The following is a 17,322-nucleotide window of genomic DNA, read 5'->3' on the forward strand; positions in this document are numbered from 1 at the left end:
CCGATCCGAAGTTCGAAACCGGCACCGTTGAGACTGATAAAGAGCTGCTGCGCAACCTGGTGGCGTACTACTGCGTACTGGAAGGTATCTTCTTCTACTGCGGCTTCACCCAGATCCTGTCCATGGGCCGTCGCAACAAAATGACCGGCGTGGCGGAACAGTTCCAGTACATCCTGCGGGATGAGTCGATGCACCTGAACTTCGGCATCGATGTGATCAACCAGATCAAAATCGAAAACCCGCACTTGTGGGATGCCGAGATGAAGGAAGAAGCGACCCAGATGATCCTGCAAGGGACTCAGCTGGAGATTGAATACGCGCGTGACACCATGCCACGTGGGGTGCTGGGGATGAATGCGGCGATGATGGAGGATTATCTCAAGTTCATCGCTAACCGTCGTTTGTCGCAGATTGGGTTGAAAGAAGAATACCCAGGCACCACCAACCCGTTCCCGTGGATGAGCGAAATCATGGACTTGAAGAAAGAGAAGAATTTCTTTGAGACTCGGGTTATTGAGTATCAGACTGGTGGGGCGTTGAGCTGGGATTGATAGAGAGTAAAAAAGCCACCTAAAACGGGTGGCTTTTTTATTGAGAGCTTAAAGCCAGAAACAAACAGACAAAGACACTTACACATTAAAGCCTTGCCCAAGAATTATGAACAACATGATCGGGTGCTTGCTTTTTAAGCAAAACAAAATTAAGTCTATCGTTAGTATCATAACCTACGACAATATTATCACCCTCCTCAGCCTGCTCCATAACTATATTAGTTTTGAAATAGAGTCTATGCTCCGTGCGAGAAGGATGAGCCTCGCGAGCGTCGTACCAAGTTATGCTAGTTTCGCAACTTGTAGCGGAACCTCTTACAGAAAAGGTAGCCGCCGCGGAAAATCTCTTTTCTCCGAATAAATACTTTAGCTCCTTTACACCATTAAACTCATGCTGATTAGACCTATCAGGATCAGCTTCGACTGCAGTGAGTGTTTTAAGGCATGATACTTTAAACCTAACAGCACCAAAATTCATAATCGCCCCTTTGCAATTTTTATAAAAAACACTGGAGAAAAAAAGAGCTGCCAAACATCCTTCCAATAGCGCTAAAACCAAGACTACCATGAGCCGAGAAGAAACGCCACTATATAGCTACCACGCCAATCCCTAGACCGCAATCAACGCCGACTCAAAAAGTGTATTATTTACAAAATGAATTAATGAGAGTTCCGTCCAGAGTTCAACGACATTCATAGCGTCACGCACGCTCAGCCCATACGGTACGTTCTGACTGAAAAGGGATAAGATACTTCAAACAAAACTTGGCAGGCGCGGCGTGCGTGAATTTAAGCAGCAAACAACAAGTAAATAAATTCGAAAATAGTGTACTTTTTTTCACAAGAGCTTGCTTAAGCTATCTACATAAATTATTTGAGTTCACATTTTCTGGCTGCACAAAATTAACGAACCATCTACTCACAGCATTAGCGGCAATGAAAGATATTAGCCCCACGCATTTTATAGACTCACGGCCAGACACAAAACAAATCACGTACTCGCATCATAAAAACCCAAACATACAACATCAATTTACACCTTATAGCTAACGAGCTGATTTAGGGGGACTTTCTGGCCACTCTTGTAAAGCCTCGTCTAAATTTAATATCATTTCATTCAAAAAACTCAATTCATTTAACAAATGCTTCAAACCACACTCCCAAACAACAACAACCCTCCAACCCTTCGCATTTAAAAGGGAGATTTGCTTCTGATCCCTTGAGACATTCCCATTTAACTTCTCCTCCCAAAAATCACGACGACTACCAGGAGAGGTTGCGTACACACAGTTTGCATGACGATGCCAAAAACACCCATGAACAAATATAACCAATTTATACTTAGAAAATACCAAGTCAGGCTTACCAGGCAAATCCTTACGGTGAAGTCTGTATCGGTAACCACAAGCGTGGAGATAACGCCGAACGATTAATTCCGGCTTCGTATTCCTTCCAAGAATACCAGCCATCATTCGAGATCTTGTCACACCGTCTACAATATCTATCATTCAGCACCTACTTCATCAGTGATATCTACGCTAATATATGCGACGCTGTTCTTGCAGTAATCCAAGCTTAGCTACCTCAGCGGCCTGTTCTGGTCTCCACTATGAAATCGTTCAACGTCATAAGCTTATCCCGCACCTCGTCAGGGTATTTCGTATGCAATGGCTTCGGAACCACCAGTTTGACTTTCGCTTCCTTCATCTCCGAAAACTGATGAGGAGAAACGCCCTCCTGAAGCGTAAATAGATGAATTACTTCTACTCTATTGGCTTCATTTAAAACTTGGCGCCAGCGGTCTTTGCATGTAGTTTTTACAGCCAACATGCGCAGACTCTGCCGAGGAAATTTCAGGTCATGATAGTCGGCGCATGAAGGAAAAATAAAATCGGGCCGTTTGTTACCTTCAGTTCTACACTGCGTGCTAAAGGCTTGAATCCCGAACTCTCTAAAAACATGCTCAAGATGTATCTCCAGCGATCTTCCAGACCTCGACTTACGTCGATTACTGACCGAGTTTGCTACCTGCATGAAATCGTCAACGGAACTGAATCCCTTCTGAACCCGATGCAGAGTATGAAGCTCCTCAATTTGACGGAACAACTTGTATTCGTGATCACGCCGCTCGAGGATTAGTTCATCCGGCGTCGTCTTATTAAAACAAAATACTGAGGAAAGATAGGCAATAATCTCCTCGCCACTTGGAAATCTATCCTCCCAGAGTGGGGGAATTACAACATGGCTAGGTTCTTTATCTGACCTAACAGCGAAACCAGCGAACAGTCTGTCCCCTCTGTCAAAAAGCGAGCTACCAGGAATTACTTCGCCAATCTTATTTTCAACAAATTCTTCCTCCTCCAAACCCTTGCATATCCAAATATCCAGAAACTCGGAATCCTGACCCAGATGGGGCACGTGAAATGCAAAGATTGCTAATGCTCCCGTATTCTCGGGATCTTGCACGGGACTATTTCTGAAGTCTGTATTCCATCTCGTCAATCGATGTTCGTTTCGTTTACCCACCCCATCGAAATGGCGGTTGTTGTAGTAAATACCTCTTAGCGTCTGCTCCGGAAGACTATGTGAGGTGATCTGTGCCGTGAGACTGCAGTCAGGATTCAGACAACAGGTGCTCGAAATGGACGGTAATGCGGTAGCCACAACAGCTTTGGGCACATAAATACCGACTCCGTTCCCCCCTGTAAGTCCTGTGTCGTTTGCTGAAAGCCGCTTGATGAATATCCACCATTCATCTTGATTCTTGTCTTCAATCCATTGGGAGAGGTTTGTCATGGGGTAGGCCACTGAAAAATTGTCGAATGAAAATATTTCCGACAGATTCGCAGAATTGCCTTTCTGAGAAAAGCCTCAGTGGAGGGGGATAAAAAAAGACCTGCCACATTGCTCAGGTCTTTATTCATCAACTCGTCGAGAGAGCGAAAGTGACGCGACTCATCATTCAGGAAGAGAAAATTCCAGTTGTGGACGCTCCTCGTCAGCAGCTTTTTCCTTTGCAGCCAGAATGCGATCTTTCATCAGCCGAGCCACGGCCTCAAAAACGGGGACGGCCACCGAGTTACCAAACTGACGATAAGCCTGAGTATCGGACACAGGAATCACAAATTTGCTTTCTCCCGGCTTGTCGAATCCCATGAGTCGCGAGCACTCATGTGGAGTCAATCGACGCGGACGATTGAGTTGATTTAGCTCACTGTTGAAATCCAGGCTATCCACAAATCCGCGATCAACCAAGATTTCCGAACCGTCCTTGTGATATCTGGCGGAAAGCGTACGGGCTACATCGTTAGGACGCGTCAGACCAAAACCAAAACCATTGCCCTTTTCACGGTGTTTCTCGGCATATCGATAGAGGTAATTCCAAAGTTTCGGCGTAAGAATGTATTTTTCGTCTACTTCTTTATCAAGCAGATCACCGAAGCTAGGTCGCTGCTTCGGTATGTGCTTGCTGATGTCACGCAATGTGAATCCTTGGTGAACATTGAGATCACGACGGAAACCTACCAGAACGATCCGCTCACGATGTTGCGGCACAAAGTGCTTGGCATCGATGACCTTCGGGTCTGAACCCTTCGGCGCATTTACATCTGCAACCTCGTAGCCCAGTTCATCCAGCGCTTCGCAAATGATTCGGAAGGTATTACCCTTGTCATGGCTCTTCAGGTTTTTTACGTTTTCAAGCAGAAACGCGGCCGGTCGCTTGGCGGCAATGATCCGCGCCACATCGAAAAACAGAGTCCCTTGAGTCTCACATTCAAAACCGTGTTTGCGCCCCAAGGAGTTTTTCTTGGAAACACCTGCAAGCGAGAACGGTTGGCATGGAAAACCTGCCAATAGGACATCGTGATCAGGGATTTCGCGATTAATATTCTTGTAAGCTTCCTCATCACTGATTTCAGGCTTGTCAGAAAGCGTGACCGAACGGATATCAAGATTGAAGCGATGACGAACCGGATCACAGAAGTGGTTGGCCTTGTAGGTTTTGACTGCGTACTTGTTCCATTCGGACGTGAACAGACATTCGCCACCGATAGCTTCGAACCCTTTTCTGATACCGCCGATACCCGCGAAAAGATCGATAAAGGTAAAGGAAGGTTTGTGGTTCAAGCGCTTGGGTAACAGCTCCTCCAGACGAGTGAACTCAATATGGGAGAGCTTTGGCGAGGCCTTACCTTTTACCCAGCGATTTATCGTTTCACGGCACCAATGCGTGGGGCTGACGTCGTTAAGAATTTCGGCAAGCTGCCCTTGATCGTAGATCTCCAGCAGCTTGTGCAGCAGTGCCAAGTCAGTCACAGGATGAGTATCAGATTCATGGGAGCCAGAGGTCGTTTCGCCCAAGGATTCAAAAGATGCTGTTTCAAAAAGATTCATGAGCCCGAAATTCCTCTGGGTCAAAGCTGTGACGAATGATCACCATTCTATCCCTGTAAATTTCAAAGTAAATGAAATTTCCTGAAATCCATGAGACGAGTCTTACCGACATGGCTTGGGGAACAAGGAAGATTATCAGCGACCAAACACTGGATATAAAAACAGCATAATTTACTCGGCGCCGTTGTCCAGATTTCGTTTTGTTTCCGAGAATAGGAAAAGTCGCTGGTTGACCAGCATCCCGAATCTCCCTAACCTCGGCTCCGAGCCTAAGAAACTCTAAAAACCAGAGCGGTCCTCCGCACCCGACAGCCATGCGGCTTTTTTTCGCCAGCGGTTTCTCTACGCCTGTGGAAAAATCCCCGTTATGTCGGGAGTGGGCGAATACAAGACCCGAAAGGGGAATATGTCCGGCCCGTCTCTGGTGGGTTTCTTAGCTCCCGACACCCATAACGCATGCCCTAAGAAAGCAACCAGAGGTAACGGAAATGCCTGGATACTTTGCGGTCCCTGCGAAGAACGTTAGCTGTACCTGCACCATCTCTCAAACACGCTCCGGCTCGGAGATGTTTCATGCATGAACCATTCCTGCCTACTGTCTTCACCCGCCATAACCTGCACCTGCACGCTCTACTCCTTGAGAACCAGCCATGGTTCTGTGCTCGCGACCTCGGTCGTCTGATGGGGCTGCATCTGGATGAGCGCAAAGTAAGCAAGCTCGATGAGGATCAGCGCCAAACCCTGGAAATTCGATATCACGGCCAGCCTGAAAATATGCTGATGCTCAGTGAGTCCGGCGTGTATGCATTGCTGGTGTACCACTACACGCCCGGGCATCGCCTGCTGCGGGAATGGCTGACTCATCAAGTGGTTCCGACTTTGCGCGATGAACATCAATCAATGTCCGCAGACCGTCCGATGTTGAGCTTGCTGGATTGGCCTGAAATGTCGTTGAGTCTTCTGCATTGGCAAGACGAAGGCTGGATCCGGCTGCGGGATATGCCCTATCTGTTGCTCAACAGGACTCGTCGCCGGGCGCCGGTGAGCAGAACCTGGTTGCAGAAGGTGGCTGAGTACTTCCATTCTTCGGGCCACTCCGCAGGCTGAAATCTCAAGGATGATCCATCCGCGCTGATACGCGGATGGATCATCAACCGCGCATTCTTAATCCGCTCTGTAACATTGCCGGATGCCTTACTACGTTCATTCCCAGGCCTGACCGGGTAAACTCTCTCGATCATTGCCAGAAGAAGAATAAGAGCGTTGCCCCTAGCCAATCTTAAATGCATAACCGTTTTTTACCTGAACCCAGCCATTGGGTGCCAGTCACAACGTTATGAGAAACCGCTCCACATGATCAAGGACCACCCGTGAACCCAGACATGCTCGAATCCGGCCCCTTGGATGCCAAAGTACTCTCCGTCTTTGACTTCGACGGCACCCTGACCCACCACGACAGCTTCGTGCCGTTCCTGAAGTTCGCCTTTGGTAAAGGCGAGTTCGTGCGCAGGATGGTGAAGCTGGCGGTGCCTGGCGCGCAGTTTCTGTTGCGCGTGATTAGCCGTGATGAGCTCAAGGCGCAGTTGATCCGCACCTTTATGACCGGCGTGGACAAGGCGTGGGTTCAGCAGAAAGCGGAAGCGTATTGCCAGGCGTATTGGAACAAGCTGATGCGCCCAACCGGGCTGCAATCGGTGGCCGATGAGGTGAAGTCCGGGGCCGTGGTGACGCTGTGTTCGGCATCGCCAGCGTTGGTATTGCAGCCGTTTGCGGATCGGCTTGGGATCAAGTTGATAGGCACTGAGCTTGAGGTGGTTGACGGAGTATTGACGGGCAAGCTCACCGGGAATAATTGCCGGTGTGAGAATAAGGTGCTTCGGCTTGAGGCGGTTTATGGGGATCTGGGGGAGTATCGGCTCAGGGCCTGGGGTGATACGCGCGGGGATCGGGAGTTGTTGGCGGCGGCGCAGGATGCGCATTTTCGGCATTTTCATGCGAAGAAGAAACGAATCAAGCAACGCTGAATCGCCTGGACGACCTATCTGTGTGCGCTGGATTGACTGCCTTAGGCGGCGATCCAGTTTTCCACGATCAAGCCATTCACTCGCTTGAACTCACCTTCGTTGTTAGTCACCAAGACCAATCCTGAGCTTCTGGCGTGGCCCGCGATGTGCAGGTCATTTACGCCGATTGGAGTGCCCTTCTTTTCGAGATCGGAGCGGATCGAGCCGTAGTGAAAAGCGGCCTTGTCATCGTAGTGAATGACGTCAAGCCGGGAGATGAAGTCCTCCACCGCCCGAGTATTTCTCTCAACAAACTGGCTTTTTTCGGCCCCGTGCATCAGTTCCGCAAGGGTGATCGAAGAGATCACCATACGACCTACATTCGCATTGAATTTTTCCAGTATTTCCATAGGCCGACGCTTGATGATGTAGATCACGATGTTCGTATCAAGCATGTACTTAATCATCAAAGGACTCTCGCTCTTGCTGGGTTTGGTCGGCGCGCTCCTCCATAAAATCATCAGATACCGATTCGCTTGCAAGGAAAAAGCTGTCCCAAGTGTTTTCAACCGGCGAAATAATCAGTTCGCGCCCCACGGCACGCACCTCTACAGTTTTCACCCCAGCGGGAAAACGCATATCAGCAGGGATGCGGATATTTTGTGTACGGTTATTGGTGAAGATCGTTCCAGTAGACATAAGGAACACCTCTCTAGGCATGGGAAGACAGGTAAGAATGATAGTTTGCAGATGCTCTATTGCATAGCTCTATAGCAGCTACCCGACAAGCGTAGCCGAACAGGTAGCTGTTGGTGGCGGCGCAGGAGGCGCATTTTCATGCGAAGAAGAAGTTGGGCAAGTTGCGGCGGTGATGCGGGTGGATAGGGTCTGCGGGTAGACCGAGTTGATCCCATCACAGACTCGCTGGGGCTCGACAGCTCCCACAGGGGGTCTCTGTATGTCCTCAGGGTTGGATGAGCGGATTAGATTGGCGCTTTCAGATCCACGTCCAATGCCGTTGCGAAGGCTTTGACCAGCGGGCTTCGTGGGGCGTTGTGGCGCAGGATGAGGTTGAACGCTGTGCTCAGGTGGATCTGCTCCGGGCATAACACGCGCAGGCGCCCTTCCTTCACCAGCGGCGCGGCGTAGTGTTCGGGGAGGAAGCCCAGGAAGCGGCCGGTGAGGATGAGGATGGCGACGGCTTCTACCTGTGAGGCCGAGGCGGACTGGCTGTCGTAGCTGACGAAGTTGGCCTTGTCGCTGTGGATCGCGTAACGATGGTTGACCACTTCATGCTGGCGCAACACATCTGCGTTGATGTCACTCGTTTCAAACAGCGGATGTCCGACGGCGCAGTACGCGTGGGACTTTTCTTCGTACAGCGGGAAATAATCGAATTCTTCCCGCCGCTGGTACACCGGGACGATGCCGACAATCAGCCGCCCTTCCACCACGCCCCGTTCAACTTCGTCCAGTTGCGAGGCATGTAGGCGTAATCTTATTTTTGGCGACTCTGTATGTAATCTTCCCAGCGCGTTAATCAACGGTGAATTAACGTCGGAGACGGTGTTATCAATAACGCCCACACTAAGGTCGCCGATCAGTTCGTTCTGTGCCGAACTAAGCTTGTCCCTGAAACTGTCTACCGAGGCAAATAATTCAATGGACGCTTGATAGACTAATTTGCCTTCTTCGGTCAGGCCAAATCCTTCCCGCCCTCGCGTACACAGGCGCATGCCGATGCGGATTTCCAGGTCGGAAATCTGCTTGCTGATCGCCGCCAAGCCCACATTCAGCTCGTTCTGCGCCGCGCTGAAGCCGCCCGCTTCGACCACAGCCTTGAACACCCGCAGCAATTTGAAGTCCAGGCCGCTGAGTTGCAGGGGCGGTCTTGTGCCGGGTTTTGGCGGTATGTTTCCAGAATTGGAAAGTGGGGTTTCCATAATACGTGTTGACCTCAAGTGCCATATTCAACAGGCTTTGACCTACTCCATGAACATCGCCGGGCGGCAATAATGAACATACTTAACCGCCCTTGGCAACCTTGAATATAGCGGGTTGAACAGCTTTTACCGGCTGATTTAACGCCCATAAAAACCTGACACTACGATCAGGACTTTTCGTTTTGCTACTGCCCTCCGAATCCATAAGGCCAAGCCACGTCCATCGGGCTTGTCACTTCTAAAAACAAGCGTGAGGAACACCATGTCTCAGCCCACCGATCGCCTATGGGGTGCTCGTTTCAAGTCCGGCCCGTCTGCTGCTTTGGCGGCGCTGTCCCGTTGCCCCGAGCGCTATTTTCGCCTGACGCCCTACGACCTGGCCGGCTCCCGGGCCCATGCCCGTGAGTTGCAGCGCGCCGGGTTGCTGGATGAGTCGGAAACCTTGCGCACCCTGGAAGCGCTGGACCGGATTGGTGAGGACTTTGCCGCTGGCCGACTGCACCCGACGCTGGATGACGAGGATGTGCACACCTTCATCGAGCGGGTGTTGACCGAGCGTTTGGGCGCCCTGGGCGGCAAGTTGCGCGCGGGGCGTTCGCGCAATGACCAGACGGCCAACGATTTGCGCCTGTTCCTGCGGGACCACGCGCGCACCATCACCACCGAGGTGTTGGGGTTGCAGCAGGCGCTGGTGGACCAGGCCGAGCAGCATATCGAGAGTATCTGCCCGGGCTTCACCCACTTGCAGCAGGCGCAGCCGATTGTGTTCGCCCATCACTTGCTGGCCCATGCGCAATCGATGCTGCGGGATGTGCAGCGCCTGGTGGATTGGGATGCGCGTACGGCGTTGTCGCCGTTGGGTGCTGCGGCGATGGCGGGCTCGGCAATTGCGCGCCAGCCGGAGTATTCGGCCAAGGAGATGGGTTACACCGGGCCGTGCGAAAACTCGATTGATGCTGTAGCCAGTCGCGACCACGTGGCGGAGTTTCTGTTTGTGGCAGGCATGCTCGGGGTGAATATTTCGCGGCTTTCGGAGGAGTTTTGCCTGTGGTCGTCGCGGCAGTTTCGCTGGGTGCAGTTGGACGATGCCTACGCCACCGGTAGCTCGATCATGCCGCAGAAGAAGAACCCGGACATTGCCGAATTGGCACGGGGTAAAGCGGGGCGCTTGATTGGCAACCTGACCGGGTTGATGTCCACGCTCAAATCCTTGCCGCTGTCGTACAACCGCGATTTGAGTGAAGACAAGCACAGTGTGTTGGACAGCGTGGATACGTTGCTGCTGGTGCTGCCGGCGATGGCCGGGATGGTCGCGACGATGAAGGTGCAGGTGGAAGAGCTGCGGCGTCAGGCGCCGATGGGTTTCACATTGGCAACTGAGGTGGCGGATTGGCTGGCCACTCGTGGTGTGCCGTTCAAGGAGGCCCATGAGATTACCGGTGCCTTGGTGCAGGCCTGTGAGAAGCATGAAATTGAATTGTGGGAAGCCTCGCCGGCGTTGTTGGCGGAGGTGGATACGCGGCTGACGCCGCAAGTGCGTGAGTGCCTGACCCTGGAAGCGGCGATTGCGGCGCGCAGTGGTTGGGGCGGTACGGCGCCGGATCGGGTGCGGGAGCAGATTGGGCGGTTGAAGGTGGCTCTGGCTGCGCAACAGAAGTGGGCAGAAAACTACACCGGCTTTCGAATTTAAAGATCGTTCCCACGCTCTGCGTGGGAATGCCTCTTGTGACGATCCGCGTCACGCTTTGGGGACGCAGAGCATCCCTTGCTGCATTCCCACGCAGAGCGTGGGAACGATCAGTGTATTCAGTTGTTTTGGAGAGTCACCATGAAACAAACCCCGGCAGAGCGCTTGCAAGCCGAGCGCCAGCAGACCGAGAGCCAGTTCGATATCACCCAGTACGAGCACGTGCCGCGTCGCTATTACGGGCGGATGTTTTTTGCCACGTTGATCGTGATCGCACTGGCTGCCTTGCTGCGTGCATTCGCCAACGGCCAGATCGAATGGTCCTACATCGGTCAGTTCCTCACGTCCGAGGCGATCATCTGGGGCCTGGTGAACACCATCATCATGTCGATCCTGGCGATGGCGCTGGGGGTGGTGATCGGGGTGATCACGGCGATCATGCGCATGTCGGCCAACCCGATCCTGCGCTACGTGGCCATCACCTACACCTGGCTGTTCCGGGGTACGCCGCTGATTCTGCAACTGCTGTTGTGGTTCAACCTGGCGCTGATTTTCCCGGTGATCGCGATTCCCGGCCTGTTCAGCATCGACACCGTGGACCTGATGACGCCGTTCGTGGCCGCCCTCCTCGGCCTGAGCATCAACCAGGGTGCCTACACCGCTGAAGTGGTGCGCGCCGGCCTGTTGTCGGTGGACACCGGCCAGTACGAAGCCGCCAAGTCGATCGGCATGCCGAGCCTTCAGGCGCTGCGTAGGGTGATTCTGCCCCAGGCGATGCGGGTGATCATTCCGCCTGTAGGCAACGAGTTCATCAGCATGGTGAAAATGACCAGCCTGGCGAGTGTGATCCAGTACTCGGAGCTGCTGCACAACGCGCAAAACATCTACTACGCCAACGCCCGGGTCATGGAGCTGCTGATTGTTGCAGGCATCTGGTACCTGGCGGTGGTGACTGTTCTTTCATTCGGTCAGAGCCGCCTCGAGCGTCGTTTTGCCCGCGGCGCCGGCAAGCGTTCGTAAGCCCTGACTGAGGAGATTTGCCCCATGAGAAGCATCGTCAAGGCCGTGAACCTGAACAAGTATTACGACCAGTATCACGCGTTGCAGGACATCAACCTGGAAGTCGAACAAGGCGAAGTGCTGTGCATCATCGGCCCGTCCGGTTCCGGCAAAAGTACCCTGCTGCGCTGCGTCAATCAGCTGGAAAAAATCGACAAGGGCGGCCTGTGGGTCGACGGCGAACTGGTGGGTTACCGGGTCGTCGGCAACAAGCTGCACGAATTGAATGAATCACAGATCGCCCGTCAGCGGTTGGCCACCGGCATGGTGTTTCAGCGCTTCAATCTGTTCCCGCACATGACCGTGTTGCAGAACATCATCGAAGGCCCGTGCCAGGTGCTCAAGCGCTCGCCCAAAGAAGCCACCGAGGACGCGCTGGAGTTGCTGGCCCGCGTCGGCCTGGCGGACAAACGCAATGCCTACCCGGTGGAGTTGTCCGGCGGCCAGCAACAACGTGTGGCAATTGCCCGTGCGTTGGCGATGCGCCCCAAGCTGATGTTGTTTGACGAACCCACGTCAGCCCTCGACCCGGAGCTGGTAGGAGAAGTGCTGTCGGTGATGCGCGATTTGGCCACCACCGGCATGACCATGATTGTGGTCACCCATGAGTTGGGCTTCGCCCGCGAAGTGTCCAACCGCATGGTGTTTATGGATGCCGGCCAGATTGTGGAAGCCGGCAGCCCGGAAGAAATTCTAATAAGCCCACAAAACCCGCGTACCCAAAGCTTTATTTCTGCCGTTCGCACTTAACTAAAAAACTAACGAGAACGCCCCCATGAAAAATCTGTTTCTTCCAAGTTTGCTCGTAGGCCTGATGGCCTCCAGTTCGGTTTTGGCGGCATTGCCGGCAGCGATCAAGGACAAGGGTGAGATCAGCGCGGCCATCGTGCCGAACTACCCGCCGATGGATTTCAAGGACACCGCCACCAACAAGCTCACCGGCCTGGACTTTGACCTGGGCAACGCCCTGGCCGAGCGTTTGGGGGTGAAGATCAAGTGGCAGGAAACCGGCTTCGAACAAATGCTCAGCGGCCTGACCACCAAGCGCGTGGACATTGTGCTGTCGGGCATGACCGACACTGCCGAGCGTCAGAAGGCGGTGACCTTTATCGACTACTTCACCAGCGGCCCGCAGTTGTACACCCTGGCCAAGCGTGAAGACCTCAAGGAATTGACTGACCTGTGCGGTAAAAAAGTCGGCACCAGCCGACGTACGACCTGGCCGTCGGAAATTGCCGCATGGAGCAAGGAAAACTGCGAGAAGGCCGGTAAGCCAGCCATCGTAGTGATTGGCACTGAGGGTTCGGCGGATGCGCGGGCACAGTTGCAGCAGAACCGTCTGGATGCGGCGATGCAAGGCAGTGAAACCATTCCTTACCTGATGTCGCTGGACAAAGGTAAATACAAGCCGGTGGGCCTGGCGATTTCCAAGCAGTTCACCGGGCTTGGGATTGAGAAGAGCAATACCGAGTTGGTCACGGCCATCAGTGAGGCGTTGCAGGGCATGATTGATGATGGGACCTACGGCAAGATTCTGCAGAAGTGGGATCTGGAGCAAGGTGCGGTGGAAAAAATCAGCATCAATGCTGGCCAGTAACTCGATCTAAATGTGGGAGCGGGCTTGCTCGCGAATGCGGTGGATCAGCCAGTACAGTTGGCACTGACACACCGCATTCGCGAGCAAGCCCGCTCCCACACTGGATCTTCATCGCCTTGAAAAAAGAATAAGGACATCCGCCCCACCGTGGCCACGTACTCCCTGGTAATCCGCCGCCTGATGATCTGCTCGGTGACCATCGTCGTCAGCCGCGCCATGACCAGCCCATTGCTCGCCCTGTTGCTGAGCACCCGCCTGGGCCTCAACCAGCAAGACATCGGCTTGCTGATGGGCATCGCCGTGTTCATCGCCACCCTGCTGGGCCTCTACGGTGGCTACATCATCGACCGCCTGGAAAAGCGCAAGCTGCTGATCCTGGCGATGCTTTCCAGCTCCATCGGTTTTTTGTTGCTGACCTTTGCCAGCAACCTGTACCTGACCACCCTGACCCTGGTGATCACCGAAGCCGCTTCGGCGCTGTTCCTGATCGGCTCCAAGGCGATCATCAGCGAGAACCTGCCGGTGGGCCAGCGGGCCAAGGTGTTTTCCCTGCGCTACACCCTGACCAATGTCGGCTACGCCACCGGCCCGATGCTCGGCGTGGTGATTGCCGGGCAGATGCCCCTGGCACCGTTCCTGATCGCCAGCGCGATTGCCTTTGGCAGCCTGTTCCTGATGATCGGCATCCCACCGACCCAGCGCGACGACAGCAACAAACCCTTAAGTTTTCTCAGCACCCTGAGGACCCTGCGCAGCGATCGCACCTTGATCCTGTTTACCAGCGGCAGCCTGTTGAGCACCATTGTCCACGGGCGCTACACCCTCTATCTGTCGCAGTTTCTGCTGGTGGCCTACAAGCCGGAGAACGCGCTGAAAATTCTCTCTGCGGTGCTGGCGTGCAACGCCATCACGGTGATCCTGATGCAATACCAGATCGGCCGCTTCCTCAAGCGTGAACAACTGCGCTACTGGATCGTGCTTGGCACCTCGCTGTTTATTGCCGGGTTGATCGGCTTCAGCATGGCGGACGGCCTGGTGTCGTGGTGTGTCGCGATGTTTGTGTTCACCCTCGGGGAGATGATCATCTACCCGTCCGAGTTCCTGTTTATCGACACCATCGCCCCGGACGCCCTGCGCGGCAGTTATTACGGCGCACAAAACCTGGCGGCATTTGGCGGGGCGCTGAGCCCGGTGATCTGCGGCTACCTGCTGATCAACGCATCCCCCGCCTCTATGTTCTATGTACTCAGCGGGCTGACGGCGGTGGGTGGCACCTTGTGTTTCCTGAGTGGCCGGCGTGTGGTGGTCCGTGCGTAATTTCTACTGATATTTACTCGATATCCCGCTATTAATAGCGAAACCTCTCACGGACCCGAGCCCCATGAAATTCGACACGGCCTACAGCCTGAGTCTCGACGACAAGCTGTCGATCTATGACGTGCGCGACCTGAATTTCGACGAAACCGCCGCCTTCGATTCCGACAAGGACAGTTTCCTGTGCCCCAACGACGAATGCCGGGCGGCGTTTGCGGCGGGCAATGTGTTGGGCACGTTCAATGCAAAAAACGTCAATTACCTGCGTACGCCCCACTTCAAGAACATCCCCAGCACCCGGCATATTGAAGGTTGCCGGTACGCCAGTCGCCATGCCGGAAAAGGCGAAGCTGAAGACGGGCCGGAAGAAAATTTCCCGTCGGAATTTGTCCTGACGCGGCGCCAGTACGAACGCAAAACGCCGGTCATCGGTGCTGAGGCTGGCACCCCACAAGAACCACCGAAAACGCCGGCAACCCGCAACGCCTTGTCTCACAGCTCAAGCGACACCACCCCGGACAAGACCAGCGTCTTTGCCCACCCGGTGGAATGCTACGTGTCCAATATCGGCGATAAGGAAAAGCTGAAAAGCATGCCCTTGAAGATCGGCGATCACACCGCGACCTACTGGACGTTTTTCAAGAAGATCGAATACCTGCAAGACAATAAAGGCCTGATCTACTGGGGCAGGATCAAGGAGATCAAGGACTACACCAGCAGCTTTCGCATCGACTTCGAAAAGAAAGCCTGGCTCGACAAAAAGCCCTATTCCATCAACGTTTACCTGAGCAAAAAACTGATCGAGAACTACCGCAAGCGCAAGGCGTTCCTGGAGCAGATCAAGGCCGCGGTGGACAGTGATCGAGCGCTGTATTGCTTCTTCTACGGGGTGACACCGGAGCTGAAACAGGTGCCAAGCAAGAAAAACCCCGAGCAGACGTTCGGGGTGTTCAGTGCCAATATCGAGAACCTCGATCACCTGATTATTCGCGAGGCGCCGGGGTTGGAAAGCTAAAGCAGCATGCTCACCATCACCACGCCCAACAACCCGATATACACCCGCGCATGCAGTGCATCCGGGATGCGGCCGATCCACGGTGTGGCCAGGCGAATGCCCAGCAGCGAACCCAGGGTGAGGATGGCAAACGCCAGCAAATCGACATAGCCGACAAACCACGCGCCCAATTGCACCTTGGCGAATCCCGCCATGAGCATGTAGGTAAATGTACCGGCCAGCGCCACCGGCACGCTCAGCGGATTAGCCATGGACGTGGACTGGGACATGCTCAAGCCACAACGGCGCAACAGCGGCACGGTCATCACGCTGCCGCCCACCCCCAGGAAGGTCGCGATCAGGCCAATGGCGATGCCGCCGCCCGTCACTTCCGCTCCGCTCAGGCGTCGTGGCTGGAGCCTGTCGTCCTGGCTGAGAAAGCCCCTGCGCAACAGGCAATCGACAATGGTGACGGCCAGGTAGGCGATAAAGGCGTACCGCATGAAATCACCGCTGGCGAACATTGCGGCCCCTGCGCCCAGCACGGCGCCGACCCCGATGTACCCGCCCAACGGCCACAGGTAGTGGCGAATCAGATTACCTTTGCGCTGGTGTTTTCCGGTAGCAAGCAGCGCGTTGACGATCATCACGCAGGTGGAGGTGGCGACCGCGATATGCATCGCTGATTCACTCACGCCCGCGTCGCGGCTGAGCTTGAGCATGCCGTACAGCAACGGCACCACCACGAACCCGCCACCGAAGCCGAACAGCACAGCGGTCACGCCGGTCATGCAGCCGAACAGTGCCAGTAATAGATAGAACATCGAGAATCGCCTTCAGTATCAGGGAGAGCTGTCGACGATAGAGATTCAAGGCTTGGCCCGCTTGCGCATGTCGGCCAATAATGTGCGAGATATTGCCACTTCCGGGATCAGCTCCATGCGCAACGTTTCCATTGCTCAGCTCGACCTGACCCCGCGAACGGTCGTGGCAATCGGCACCGACTATCCCCACGGCTATCTGCTCAAGCGCCACAGCCATCGGCGCGGCCAGTTGCTGTATGGCGCCACCGGGGTGATGCAAGTCAGCACCCAGCAAGGCAACTGGGTTGTGCCGCCCCAGCGCGCGGTGTGGATTCCCGCCCAAGTGCCCCATGAAGTGCTGATGCTCGGCGTGTCGACGCGCAGCCTGTATATCGAACCGCACGCCGTCACCGACTTGGGCACCGACTGCCACGTCATCAACGTTTCCCCCCTGATGCGCCAGCTGCTGATGGAGGCGGTGGAGCTGCCGCTGGAATACGACGAGGCCGGGCGCGACGGTGCGCTGGTCAGCCTGCTGTTGCATGAACTGGCACGCGCCACGCACTTGCCCCTGCATATCCCGCTGCCGGAGGACCCTCGCCTGCTTGCTCTGTGCCTGACGTTTCTGCAGCGGCCGGACGTGCACCAGTCACCGGTTCAATGGGCGCAACAATCGCACCTGAGCCTGCGCACCTTCAGCCGGCATTTCCGCCAACAAACCGGCCTGAGCTTCGTGCAGTGGCGCCAGCGAGCCTGTGTTGTGCAGGCCTTGGCGCGGTTGGCCAGCGGTGCAAGCGTCACCCGGATCGCCCTGGACCTGGGCTATGAAAACCCGGCGGAATTTTCCAGCATGTTCCGCCGGGTGCTTGGGCAGTCACCGAGCACCTACCTGGAAGGGGCGAAATAGAGCGGCGGCAGCGCTATCGGAAAATCCAGTTGATGAGCGGTCAAAACAACTGTACAAAAACACAGTATA

The 17,322-nt window shown here is 54.5% G+C and carries 18 protein-coding genes; 10 read left to right on the forward strand and 8 right to left on the reverse strand.

The window, feature by feature from the left end; all coding sequences use genetic code 11:
- The coding region (locus tag HX818_RS01570) for a ribonucleotide-diphosphate reductase subunit beta (RefSeq protein ID WP_177019348.1) at positions 1-551 on the forward strand (551 nt) is incomplete at its 5' end.
- An 85-nt stretch (positions 552-636) separates the two neighbouring features.
- Here the strand turns inward: HX818_RS01570 and HX818_RS01575 are convergent.
- From HX818_RS01575 to dcm, 4 genes are all read right to left on the reverse strand, one after another.
- Positions 637-1,083 (reverse strand): hypothetical protein, encoded by a 447-nt coding sequence (locus tag HX818_RS01575; RefSeq protein ID WP_218173968.1) that lies wholly within the window; start codon positions 1,081-1,083, stop codon positions 637-639.
- 514 nt (positions 1,084-1,597) lie between these two features.
- A complete protein-coding gene (locus HX818_RS01580) occupies positions 1,598-2,056 on the reverse strand; it encodes a very short patch repair endonuclease (protein ID WP_371315684.1) in 459 nt (152 codons plus the stop codon).
- Between the two features lie 79 nt (positions 2,057-2,135).
- Positions 2,136-3,347, reverse strand: a complete 1,212-nt coding sequence (locus HX818_RS01585) for a type II restriction endonuclease (RefSeq protein WP_177019350.1) — start codon at positions 3,345-3,347, stop codon at positions 2,136-2,138.
- A gap of 162 nt (positions 3,348-3,509) precedes the next feature.
- On the reverse strand, positions 3,510-4,946 hold the full coding sequence (gene dcm / locus HX818_RS01590) for a DNA (cytosine-5-)-methyltransferase (protein WP_177019351.1): 1,437 nt from the start codon (positions 4,944-4,946) through the stop codon (positions 3,510-3,512).
- A gap of 573 nt (positions 4,947-5,519) precedes the next feature.
- On the opposite strand from dcm, the gene HX818_RS01595 reads away from it, so the two are divergent.
- Both HX818_RS01595 and HX818_RS01600 read left to right on the forward strand, forming a co-directional pair.
- Entirely contained in the window at positions 5,520-6,053 is a 534-nt protein-coding gene (locus tag HX818_RS01595) for a Bro-N domain-containing protein (protein WP_177019352.1), read from the forward strand.
- Between the two features lie 275 nt (positions 6,054-6,328).
- A complete protein-coding gene (locus HX818_RS01600) occupies positions 6,329-6,970 on the forward strand; it encodes an HAD-IB family hydrolase (protein WP_087693117.1) in 642 nt (213 codons plus the stop codon).
- A gap of 41 nt (positions 6,971-7,011) precedes the next feature.
- Here the strand turns inward: HX818_RS01600 and HX818_RS01605 are convergent, their stop codons facing one another.
- The 3 genes from HX818_RS01605 to HX818_RS01615 all read right to left on the reverse strand — a co-directional run bounded on the left by HX818_RS01605 (position 7,012) and on the right by HX818_RS01615 (position 8,892).
- Positions 7,012-7,416, reverse strand: a complete 405-nt coding sequence (locus HX818_RS01605; RefSeq protein WP_008432929.1) for a type II toxin-antitoxin system VapC family toxin — start codon at positions 7,414-7,416, stop codon at positions 7,012-7,014.
- The gene (vapB, locus tag HX818_RS01610) at positions 7,409-7,648 is read right to left on the reverse strand and encodes a type II toxin-antitoxin system VapB family antitoxin (RefSeq protein ID WP_008432930.1); all 240 of its coding nucleotides are present in this window, start codon (positions 7,646-7,648) and stop codon (positions 7,409-7,411) included. Before vapB ends, HX818_RS01605 begins: the two co-directional genes overlap by 8 nt.
- Before the next feature lie 284 nt (positions 7,649-7,932).
- On the reverse strand, positions 7,933-8,892 hold the full coding sequence (locus HX818_RS01615; RefSeq protein WP_177019353.1) for a LysR family transcriptional regulator: 960 nt from the start codon (positions 8,890-8,892) through the stop codon (positions 7,933-7,935).
- A gap of 262 nt (positions 8,893-9,154) precedes the next feature.
- Between HX818_RS01615 and argH the strand changes: the two genes are divergently transcribed.
- The 6 genes from argH to HX818_RS01645 all read left to right on the forward strand — a co-directional run bounded on the left by argH (position 9,155) and on the right by HX818_RS01645 (position 15,564).
- Complete coding sequence (argH, locus tag HX818_RS01620) at positions 9,155-10,582, forward strand: argininosuccinate lyase (protein ID WP_087693115.1); 1,428 nt, start codon at positions 9,155-9,157, stop codon at positions 10,580-10,582.
- A 138-nt stretch (positions 10,583-10,720) separates the two neighbouring features.
- Positions 10,721-11,599: an amino acid ABC transporter permease gene (locus HX818_RS01625; RefSeq protein WP_177019354.1), complete on the forward strand. Its 879-nt coding sequence runs from the start codon at positions 10,721-10,723 to the stop codon at positions 11,597-11,599.
- Positions 11,600-11,623: 24 nt separating this feature from the next.
- Positions 11,624-12,388 (forward strand): amino acid ABC transporter ATP-binding protein, encoded by a 765-nt coding sequence (locus HX818_RS01630; protein ID WP_003211502.1) that lies wholly within the window; start codon positions 11,624-11,626, stop codon positions 12,386-12,388.
- Between the two features lie 25 nt (positions 12,389-12,413).
- Positions 12,414-13,235: an ABC transporter substrate-binding protein gene (locus HX818_RS01635; RefSeq protein ID WP_177019355.1), complete on the forward strand. Its 822-nt coding sequence runs from the start codon at positions 12,414-12,416 to the stop codon at positions 13,233-13,235.
- Positions 13,236-13,382: 147 nt separating this feature from the next.
- Positions 13,383-14,552, forward strand: coding sequence for an MFS transporter (locus HX818_RS01640; RefSeq protein ID WP_003211499.1), 1,170 nt, complete (start codon positions 13,383-13,385; stop codon positions 14,550-14,552).
- A 64-nt stretch (positions 14,553-14,616) separates the two neighbouring features.
- Positions 14,617-15,564 (forward strand): hypothetical protein, encoded by a 948-nt coding sequence (locus HX818_RS01645; protein WP_177019356.1) that lies wholly within the window; start codon positions 14,617-14,619, stop codon positions 15,562-15,564.
- Here HX818_RS01645 and HX818_RS01650 read toward each other — a convergent pair.
- Positions 15,561-16,367 (reverse strand): sulfite exporter TauE/SafE family protein, encoded by an 807-nt coding sequence (locus tag HX818_RS01650; protein ID WP_177019357.1) that lies wholly within the window; start codon positions 16,365-16,367, stop codon positions 15,561-15,563. The genes HX818_RS01645 and HX818_RS01650 overlap by 4 nt on opposite strands.
- Before the next feature lie 115 nt (positions 16,368-16,482).
- On the opposite strand from HX818_RS01650, the gene HX818_RS01655 reads away from it, so the two are divergent.
- Positions 16,483-17,253: a helix-turn-helix transcriptional regulator gene (locus HX818_RS01655; RefSeq protein ID WP_177019358.1), complete on the forward strand. Its 771-nt coding sequence runs from the start codon at positions 16,483-16,485 to the stop codon at positions 17,251-17,253.
- Positions 17,254-17,322 lie beyond the last annotated feature (69 nt).

Source organism: Pseudomonas sp. F9001, from assembly GCF_013385435.1.
Classification (GTDB): domain Bacteria; phylum Pseudomonadota; class Gammaproteobacteria; order Pseudomonadales; family Pseudomonadaceae; genus Aquipseudomonas.

Coding starts and splice junctions, on each gene's coding strand:
- HX818_RS01650 (WP_177019357.1), bottom strand. CDS start 16,367: ATGTTCTATCTATTACTGGCACTGTTCGGCTGCATGACCGGCGTGACC.
- HX818_RS01600 (WP_087693117.1), top strand. CDS start 6,329: ATGCTCGAATCCGGCCCCTTGGATGCCAAAGTACTCTCCGTCTTTGAC.
- dcm (WP_177019351.1), bottom strand. CDS start 4,946: ATGAATCTTTTTGAAACAGCATCTTTTGAATCCTTGGGCGAAACGACC.
- HX818_RS01625 (WP_177019354.1), top strand. CDS start 10,721: ATGAAACAAACCCCGGCAGAGCGCTTGCAAGCCGAGCGCCAGCAGACC.
- HX818_RS01595 (WP_177019352.1), top strand. CDS start 5,520: ATGCATGAACCATTCCTGCCTACTGTCTTCACCCGCCATAACCTGCAC.
- HX818_RS01645 (WP_177019356.1), top strand. CDS start 14,617: ATGAAATTCGACACGGCCTACAGCCTGAGTCTCGACGACAAGCTGTCG.
- HX818_RS01655 (WP_177019358.1), top strand. CDS start 16,483: ATGCGCAACGTTTCCATTGCTCAGCTCGACCTGACCCCGCGAACGGTC.
- HX818_RS01585 (WP_177019350.1), bottom strand. CDS start 3,347: ATGACAAACCTCTCCCAATGGATTGAAGACAAGAATCAAGATGAATGG.
- argH (WP_087693115.1), top strand. CDS start 9,155: ATGTCTCAGCCCACCGATCGCCTATGGGGTGCTCGTTTCAAGTCCGGC.
- HX818_RS01615 (WP_177019353.1), bottom strand. CDS start 8,892: ATGGAAACCCCACTTTCCAATTCTGGAAACATACCGCCAAAACCCGGC.
- HX818_RS01630 (WP_003211502.1), top strand. CDS start 11,624: ATGAGAAGCATCGTCAAGGCCGTGAACCTGAACAAGTATTACGACCAG.
- HX818_RS01635 (WP_177019355.1), top strand. CDS start 12,414: ATGAAAAATCTGTTTCTTCCAAGTTTGCTCGTAGGCCTGATGGCCTCC.
- HX818_RS01605 (WP_008432929.1), bottom strand. CDS start 7,416: ATGATTAAGTACATGCTTGATACGAACATCGTGATCTACATCATCAAG.
- vapB (WP_008432930.1), bottom strand. CDS start 7,648: ATGTCTACTGGAACGATCTTCACCAATAACCGTACACAAAATATCCGC.